Source organism: Pseudolactococcus laudensis (assembly GCF_013449735.1).
GTDB classification, from domain to species: Bacteria; Bacillota; Bacilli; order Lactobacillales; family Streptococcaceae; genus Pseudolactococcus; species Pseudolactococcus laudensis.
The window spans coordinates 1-7606 of the sequence record NZ_JACBNY010000039.1 but is presented as its reverse complement, the minus strand read 5'-3'; the positions used below and the strand labels follow the sequence as shown (position 1 = coordinate 7606).

General features: G+C 29.6%; 6 protein-coding genes and 1 pseudogene. 2 read left to right on the top strand and 5 right to left on the bottom strand.

The window, feature by feature from the left end:
- Window positions 1-121, top strand: a pseudogene (locus HZR21_RS10975) (IS982 family transposase); the annotation flags it as partial.
- Here HZR21_RS10975 and HZR21_RS10970 read toward each other — a convergent pair.
- The 3 genes from HZR21_RS10970 to HZR21_RS10960 all read right to left on the bottom strand — a co-directional run bounded on the left by HZR21_RS10970 (window position 122) and on the right by HZR21_RS10960 (window position 4801).
- Window positions 122-1411 (bottom strand): MucBP domain-containing protein, encoded by a 1290-nt coding sequence (locus tag HZR21_RS10970; RefSeq protein ID WP_180747651.1) that lies wholly within the window; start codon window positions 1409-1411, stop codon window positions 122-124.
- A gap of 1382 nt (window positions 1412-2793) precedes the next feature.
- Window positions 2794-3252: a hypothetical protein gene (locus HZR21_RS10965; RefSeq protein WP_180747650.1), complete on the bottom strand. Its 459-nt coding sequence runs from the start codon at window positions 3250-3252 to the stop codon at window positions 2794-2796.
- An 835-nt stretch (window positions 3253-4087) separates the two neighbouring features.
- A complete protein-coding gene (locus HZR21_RS10960; RefSeq protein ID WP_180747649.1) occupies window positions 4088-4801 on the bottom strand; it encodes a hypothetical protein in 714 nt (237 codons plus the stop codon).
- A gap of 549 nt (window positions 4802-5350) precedes the next feature.
- Here HZR21_RS10960 and HZR21_RS10955 point away from each other — a divergent pair.
- Window positions 5351-5938, top strand: coding sequence for a recombinase family protein (locus HZR21_RS10955; protein ID WP_180747648.1), 588 nt, complete (start codon window positions 5351-5353; stop codon window positions 5936-5938).
- Between the two features lie 159 nt (window positions 5939-6097).
- Here the strand turns inward: HZR21_RS10955 and HZR21_RS10950 are convergent, their stop codons facing one another.
- Together HZR21_RS10950 and HZR21_RS10945 are read right to left on the bottom strand one after the other, a co-directional pair.
- Window positions 6098-6325: a hypothetical protein gene (locus HZR21_RS10950; RefSeq protein WP_138492598.1), complete on the bottom strand. Its 228-nt coding sequence runs from the start codon at window positions 6323-6325 to the stop codon at window positions 6098-6100.
- A 2-nt stretch (window positions 6326-6327) separates the two neighbouring features.
- On the bottom strand, window positions 6328-7098 hold the full coding sequence (locus HZR21_RS10945) for a ParA family protein (protein ID WP_180747647.1): 771 nt from the start codon (window positions 7096-7098) through the stop codon (window positions 6328-6330).
- Window positions 7099-7606: the final 508 nt, after the last annotated feature.

Genomic DNA, 7606 nt, shown 5'->3' with positions numbered 1-7606 from the left:
AGGTTTTCAATTGAAATTAGAGATAATACTTTTAGCGTATTCTTTACTGTTAAAATCAGCTAAATCACTGGAACCAGAGACTTTAAGATATTCTATCGGGTATCAAGTCATGGCTAAATAATCAACTTTCATTTTGGTTAACGAAAACATGAATATAAAAATTAATGATTTGCGTATCAGATGTGTACAAAGATGGCTTATTATCATAATTATCCAAATTAGCGTAGAAATTATCCAAATTAGCGTAGAAATTATCCAAATTAGCGTAGAAATTATAATATTCCGGAGCCAAGTGTAACTCTCCTAATTCGTCTTGATAAACTGCATAAACTGGTGTTCCATTATAAAGAGGAACACCCTCATCTATAGTGCCATCCTCTGATTGAAAAAGATTATCATACGAGGTGGGTATACTAACTGGTGTACCTACTTTCCCGTTCAATGATAAATCTGTAATTTTAGAATTTAGATCATCCTTATCCCATATATAATAGAGTGTAGGATAAGATTTTCGTTCTCCTCTTTCCCAAACTATTATTTCTCCACCAGTCTGTTCTCTTGTTTGATCATTTAATACAAATTCTACTAATCCTTCTTTTTCCTCTAGTTCATAAACAAAAATAACAGTCTGTTCGTCTCCAGTAAAACTACCAGTTGTGTTTCCTTGTAATTCTCTAAATATGTAGCCTTCAATATCTTTTTTTTCTGTGGAATATTGTTCGCAAACATTACCTGTTAGAGTTACATCATCAGACAAAGCATTACCATCTTCATCTTGATACTTTACAGTAACATTACCTTTTTTTATAGGCAATTCATTATCTGAATAGGTATGAATATAACCAACATATTCGTACGTTTCAACTGCTGTATTTGGTGAAAATATTTTACCATTCTTAGGTAAATTTTGTACAGATTCAATAGGTAAATTAATTACTTCAGCATTTACAGCTACTGAAGAAATTACCCCTGCTGCCAGTAAAAACAATAAGAGCAATGTTTTTGCTTTTTTTCTTTTCCATATAAGCAGGATAATCAATAAAAAAATAAGAATAATACCGAGTATCCAATAAATATTATGATTATTTTCTCCAGTTTTTGGCAAAATATCAGTATTTTTGAATATAGTATTCTCGTTTATACTAGTATTTTTTATATTATTTGAATCGGATGATTTAGAATGCTCTATAATTTTGGTGTAGATTAATTTGATATTCTCTTGATCGTGTAAAACCTCGATATTTGGCTGACCCTGGGTTACCTTGCCTTTTTCTGCAGGTGTTAATTCATCGTACATCACATATTGAGTAGTTACTGTTGAATTACTTTCACAAGCATAAACAGTTTTCCCAAAAATAAGCATGCCACTAATGATACTTAGCATGAATAATATTAAAGTATTCTTTTTCATAATTTCTCCTTTTTAACCTATTGTCAACTTTTAACTGTGCATTTTTATTTTAACATACATTCTAGAAATTACATAATATTCGCTCTTTCTTAGATGTTATCATTTTCAGTTCATTTTTAAAGACAACAGGCTACACTCTGTTGTCTCCTTGAAGTAAAAGCCTGTTGTATTTTGTGTCTGCTTTATTGATAGCAGTCCAGTTTATTAAACAGATTATAGCATACATTTATCTGTCCACTTTTTTAGTAGAGGCCCAACTTTGACAGAGATAAAATGCAGAACAGAAATTATTAGATGACTAACTGACAAAACTTCAAAGTCTGTTAATGATGCACTTCTTATCTTGAATAAGAACTACAGTCTCAAATCAATCACTTCAGATGAGTACAGATAGCTAACTAAATATTTCAATTTACCAAAAATATTTATATTAATGTCGTTTTAGATTAATAGCTATTACAAGAGATACGCATGCAACGTTACTAATAGCTATAATTAAATTCATAAAGAACAGAGGAGCGAATAGACCAAAGATGAGCAGAATTAGTAAGCCAACGTAAGTATAGTCTTTTTTTTTATATTTATAAACAATCTACTATTTTTTATTTTTGAAAAATTATATATAATTAGAATATCATAAATGAATAGTGTCGCATATAAAAGTATGCTCCAATATCCTAAAGATGAAAATTCAAAGTAAAAACAAATCAGTGACCATATTAGTAAAAACAAATACAAAATTATTTCTTTCATAAATTCCTTTCTAATCAAATAAATACATATCAAGGTTTATTCGTAGTGCTGATTCTGCTTGAAGGTATGCTATTAAAGAAATAAAAATAGTAGCAGGTCCCCCTGTAATGAGACCAAAACCTAGTAGTTTAAATAAAGTAGCCACGTCATCTGACTTTATATTCTCTCTATCTTTTTTGTTGAAAACTTTAACTATAGTTTTAATCGCTGGAATTCCTATCCCGCTCCCGTTAATCCACCAATAATCTCCGCTAAAACTGTTCCAAGTGCAAGACCAGGTATAGCTAATGAAGCTGCTACAACTCTAGCTAGAATATTATGTTTTGAAATGATATTATTATCGAAACTATGCTTGCAACATACAAAATTTGAAAATTCATCTTTTGTTTCCTAGTATGTTTGTCAAATTCTTTTGAATAATTGTCTAAATTTAATACTAAAAAAGTAAATATGCATAACAAAGTCAGAAGATAAGCTATTATAATGACAGTATATCCTATTGTAATATCTTTAAAATCAACTGGTTTTATGATAATCCCCAAGAAGCTGATAAAGATTACCGTAATTAACCTTATTTTTATTTTGTTTTCTTCTTTCATTCTTTATATAACTTTAATATCTTTATAATATTATTCCGCTGATAATGAACTGTTATAATAATCTTTAATGTTAGTTGCGAGATTATATGCATCTTTTAGAGTTCCTGCACCAGTCACTGTTGTTATAAGCCAAAGGGCGCCATCCCCCAACCAATTAGCTACTGGAATAAATTGTAACGCAGTTAAGACTGCTAGGAAGGCCGCTGTGCCTAATCCATATTTAAATATCGCATCTTTTGCTGAAATAATATCATCTACGCTATTGGAGAAAGTTTTTGAATTGTGGATACTTTTTGTCACTTTTTCATCACCATCTCTTATAGCTAGCATGAATTCCTCATATAGTTCATTATATGCATACCCATAAGTATGACCAGTCGATTTACTTTTAACTTTCGTTATAGAACCAAACTGACTTACATATTGCGACATCATATCTTTAGACTTTGTTGAGTAACTAATAGAATAGAAGTTTTTTCCTGATAACAATGGGTTTTCGGGAATAACATTACATCTAAATTGACTTATCTAAAAACTTTGCAACAGAAACTAATTTAATAGCATTGCTAGAATTGTCATAAAACTAGCTAGAATAAGTCCATTAAAAATCCACTTAATCCAAAAATACATTTTATTAAACTGATTTAAAAAAGTAATTTTATCTTCACTAAAGCATTCGTTTACTTTCGAAAAAATTAAAAATACAAACGTTTTAGATAAAATGACTGCTGTTGTCGAAACTAATTTAGGAAGAAATAGTCTGTAAAATCTATCATCTAATAGTTCAGTAAATGTATTATAATCTTTTTTAGGAATTATTGTTGTTGGAAACAGGTATAAATAAAATAACAAACTAAATACAAACGTGAATAAACATAAAATTACTTTTTTTTCATATCTCAAACTCTATCTTCTATTCTTCCAAAGCTAGACGATGCTGTTCTCACGTTATTCAAATGAGAAATCACTAGAGAGACAAGGCTAGTAATAGCCACAACTCCTAGTCCCCCTCCCGTTAAGCCACCAATCAAGATAATCTTTAAATTTCTTTCATAACAATTCCCTTTCTTTTTTTACACCTATCTTTTTCAAAAAATTAATATTTTTAAAAAAGTTATATTAAAGATACCACTTTGTGAATATTCTGTCAATTATTTTTTTATTATTTTTCGATACTTTTAAACTACTTCTATACATTAATCAATAATCAAAAAAACTAACCTGAATAATTTCAGACTAGTTTTTTAATTAAATTCAGTAAATCAAATATTCAGACGATAAACCTACTTAGTTAATATCACAACTTGCAATTAGTATAATAAAGCTATTTTGATAAATTCAAAAGTTTGTCACTAACTTGCCAATACTGTATATATCCTGTATCTCCTGATAAAGACATGACATTTCCTCTTTTTTTGATTTTTAATAAAGAGACCTGCAAGACTAAAGATTGTTTATAGTCATTATTGAAATATATTTCATAAGTAGATGTTGCTTTAATTGTTTGCGAAGTTTTAAAAGCTGGTTTTTTATTAAGAATATTTTTGACTTCTTTTATGACTTTATCTTGTGTTTGAGAGTTCATTGTCTCAATTGAAGTTTTTTCATTATCTTGAATTGCATAAGTTAAGTATTTTGGATTTAAAAATTCAAAAGCATCTTTTTGGCTTGAAAGATTTTTATTTGTCCAAGTTCTAAAATTTGTGCTTGATTTACCAGGATTCATTTCCACAATTAGTTTTTTTGGAGAAATACTTTCAATACTCCATAGCTTGCTTTTTTTATTAAATGTTTTAATTGTATAGCTACCTAAATATTCTGATTTCCCAAATATTGTTGTTTTTTCTTCGTCAAAATTTAAGTTAGGTGAAATATAAGTTGTACCGAAATAATGATTGCCTTCATATTCCAGCGTTTCTTGTGATTCCTTTGGCTTAGTAATAATAAACAATAAAAACAGAGAAGACAATGCTAATAACACACTCACTATCAAAGTCCTTTTCAATGCTTTGTTTGGTAGTTTCGAGTGTTTAGTCATAGTACCCCTTCTATCTATATTTTAGTAAATTCTATAGTATTCCGAATTATTTGTCGAGTTAATTACAAAAAACAGTATCATCTTTTTTATTAACATTCTAAAACAGCCAACAGAGTATACTCTATTGTCTTGTTTTATTTTCCGTGATATAATAGGTTTATAAATAGACAAAAGACTTGCGCAATAGAAAAAAGGAGACTTATGAAAAAGGAAGTAAAAGATATTCGCTACAATGTCAGAATGACAAAACAAACTTTTGATATTGTAGACAGCTTTTAAGGGAATAGTTTCACTTCTAAATTTGAAACTTTAGTAGAGCATTCTTATATTGAAAAAATTAGGATTGATACTGAAATACACGAAAGCCAAATGAAACTTGACCAACTAAAAAAAGAAATATCCGAAATGCGTGACATCAAAAACAAGTTAAACCAGATTGAACGGTATATTGATTCAGCAATATATTCTTCTCAATAAGTGTCGCCATATTTTTAAAGCAGCAGGCTGATTCCAGGTTTAAATTTTGGCGACAAATGAAAGGTTAAACAAATGGCAAAAATAGGATATGCACGTGTATCTAGCAAAGAACAGAACTTAGATAGACAACTGCAAGCCTTAGAGAGCGTTTCTAAGGTCTTTTCAGACAAAGTAAGTGGAGCTACTACCGAAAGACCACAATTACAAGCAATGCTTGACTATATACGTGAGGGCGATATTGTGGTGGTTGCTGAATTAGACCGACTTGGGCGTAATAATAAAGACCTGACTGAGATCATGAATATCATTCAACAAAAAGATGCTACTTTAGAAGTCTTAAATCTTCCTTCAATGAGTGGCATTGAAGATGATAATCTAAGACGTTTGATCAATAATCTAGTCATTGAGCTATATAAGTATCAGGCTGAGTCTGAACGTAAAAGAATAAAAGAACGACAGGCACAGGGAATTGCACTAGCAAAAGAAAAGGGTAAATTTAAAGGTCGCAAACTTAAATTTACCGAGAATGATCCTAGACTTCAGTTAGCATTTAAATTGTATCTCGAAGGATCTACTGAAAAAGATGTAGAAAGACAGACAGGTATCAATCGTAGAACCTTTCAAAGGTACAGAAATAAGTTCAATATTCACAGAAAATAAAAAGGCTACCACATGCCTTTTTATTTTTCTATTTGAAGATGTGCATTAAACCCTGGTAATTAAGCTTACTCACGTGATGTACGTAAATCGCATGAGCGATACATATACTCACGCTACATACTCATTCTATATACATAGTCTATTTGAACTCAGAATACCCTAGTCTTCGACTATCCAATTTTCAAGCAACTGATTTAACACTTCGTTAAATGATATGCCTATTTTTTCAGCCTTTACTTTTGCTTTTTCATATGTAGACGGTTTGACTAACCCATTTATTCGCTTGCTCTTCACTTCTGTCTTTTCAACTGCTTTTACACTATCAGAATTTATTCTTTTTATATTATCTTCACTTATCATGTTTCCAATCAAACTTTTCTTTGCCATTTTCAAACCTCGCTTTTTGTAATAAGTTTTTTTGCTACTTTTTTATAAACTAATGATACTTCGTTTGTCTCTTGTGCTTCTACGATTGATATACCTTTAGTGATTCCTTTTTTTACCTCAACAGTTTTTTTAATTATACCTATTACTTGCTCTCTTTCTTCAAGTTTTTTTAATACTCTTTTATCTTCAGTTGATATTTTTTCAAACATAGTTGCAATGACTCCAATTACTTCAAGTTTTGGATTGATTAACTCTTTTATTTCTTCTATCGTGTCCTCTAGTTGTGTTAATCCTCTGAATGCTAATTCATCAGTTTTTACAGGAATAATTACTGAGTCACTACATGATAGTGCATTGATTGTCAATACACTCAGTTGAGGTGGACAATCAATCAAAATAAAATCAAAATCATCTTCAATAGGAAGTAATGCTCTCTCTAGTATTTTTTCTCTACTTGATCTAGCAAACATTTCTAGTTCAATTTGTGCTAAATCAATAATTGACGGCAAAATATATAAATTTTCTACTGTTTTAACTTGATAAATACATTCTTTAATATCTACTGTACTTTTTGCTGTTAAAATTGAGACAATATTTTTATCTTCTACACTAAGTGGATCAATACCTACTGAGTAAGTTAAACTAGCTTGACTATCTAAATCTACTACTAGCACTTTAAACCCTATCTTTGCAAGAGCAACACCTATATTGTGAGTTGATGTAGTTTTAGCTACTCCACCCTTTTGATTTACGATTGACGTTTTTTCTGCCATTTCTTCTCCTATTCAACAATAATGTAACATACTCATATAATATACTTATATAAGTATGTTGTATGAGTATATTATATACTCATACTTATGATTTGTCAATGAAAAAATGTAGTTTTAGTTGATCAACCCTTTTGATTTACGATTGACGTTTTTTCTGCCGTTTCTTCTCCTATTCAATAATGTTTTAACATACTCATATAATGTACTTATATAACGTGAGTATATTGTATAAGTATATAAAATACTTATACTTATGATTTGTCAATAAAAAAAGATGTAGTTTTAGCTACTCCACCCTTTTGATTTACGATTGACGTTTTTTCTGCCATTTCTTCTCCTATTCAACAATAATGTAACATACTCATATAATATACTTATATGAGTATGTTGTATGAGTATATTATATACTCATACTTATGATTTGTCAATGAAAAAATGTAGTTTTAGTTGATCAACCCTTTTGATTTACGATTGACGTTTTTTCTGCCGTTTCTTCTCCTATTCAATA